Source organism: Moorena sp. SIO3H5 (assembly GCF_010692395.1).
In the GTDB taxonomy this organism is placed as follows: Bacteria; Cyanobacteriota; Cyanobacteriia; order Cyanobacteriales; family Coleofasciculaceae; genus Moorena.
Genome location: NZ_JAAHHS010000820.1, coordinates 1 through 1,045 on the forward strand (window position 1 = coordinate 1; position 1,045 = coordinate 1,045).

General features: G+C 41.5%; 2 protein-coding genes. Both read left to right on the forward strand.

All coding sequences use genetic code 11. From position 1 onward, the window contains the following. A partial coding sequence (locus F6K52_RS36755) for an energy-coupling factor transporter transmembrane component T (RefSeq protein WP_293090224.1) occupies positions 1 to 519 on the forward strand: 519 nt, incomplete at its 5' end. 202 nt (positions 520 to 721) lie between these two features. After that, a partial coding sequence (locus F6K52_RS36760; RefSeq protein ID WP_293090226.1) for an ATP-binding cassette domain-containing protein occupies positions 722 to 1,045 on the forward strand: 324 nt, incomplete at its 3' end.

The following is a 1,045-nucleotide window of genomic DNA, read 5'->3' on the forward strand; positions in this document are numbered from 1 at the left end:
TCCAACATCAAAGCTATGCGATCGCTTGGTCTGCCGTCACTGCTAGCGGATATGACTCTGTTGTCTTACCGCTATATCGAGCAATTTAGTAACGACCTAGCTAAAATGAAGCGGGCAATGCAGCTGCGAGGTTTTCGTGCCAAAGGACCAAAGCTTTCATGGCAGGAATTTGGAGGTCACCCAGTTGCTTCGCTACTGGAATCCTTTGCCCGTACTTACCGTAACCTGAGACTTTTAGCTTCCCTAACCGGAACACTTTTGGTGCGCAGTTACCAGCAATCCCAGCAAGTCTATAAAGCGATGATTTTACGAGGGTATAGTAACACCTCTCAATTTATGGTTTCTGAAAGTTCTGGTGTGACAATAGAGACTAGAACACAGAGCTTTTCATTACCCCTTCCTAGGGGAAAGCGTATTGGGTCTAGTACAAACACTGCTAGTTTCCACCACTACATTGCTATGGGACTGACTAGCTTGATTTCAGTAGGATTTGTGATCGCAGAAATTCTTTTAACATAAGCATGACCGAAGGGAATTCAGACTCATCAATGATAACTAATTAATGGTAATCAAATCAAGGTAATATTGATTCCGGTTAACGACTTATAAGTTTAGGGTTTGGGTTGGGGTTTTGTTAATTTAAATTAAATAAAATTAATAATTAAATTAACACTTAACACAATTCCCTCACCCCGACTATAAGTGATTAACCGGAATTAATATGGCTGCTGAATTCAGCCTAACCTACAGCGAACGCTATCAGGCGAAACGATTTCATTCTTGGCCAATAGGCCACGCTATGCGAACAGACTTCAGACTTAAGACTTTTACCGTGACACAGAAACAACAAGAATTTTTTTACCGAGAAGATTACATTGAACCCTATCAGTCACCTACTTCCTTACACTACGCCCTTGCCATTGATAGTCTGTATTTTTCCTACCCAGACCAACCGGATAGTTTACGCAATATAAATCTCACCATTAAGCCAGGGGAACGGGTGGGTTTGATTGGTCCGAATGGTGCTGGTAAAACTACTTTATTA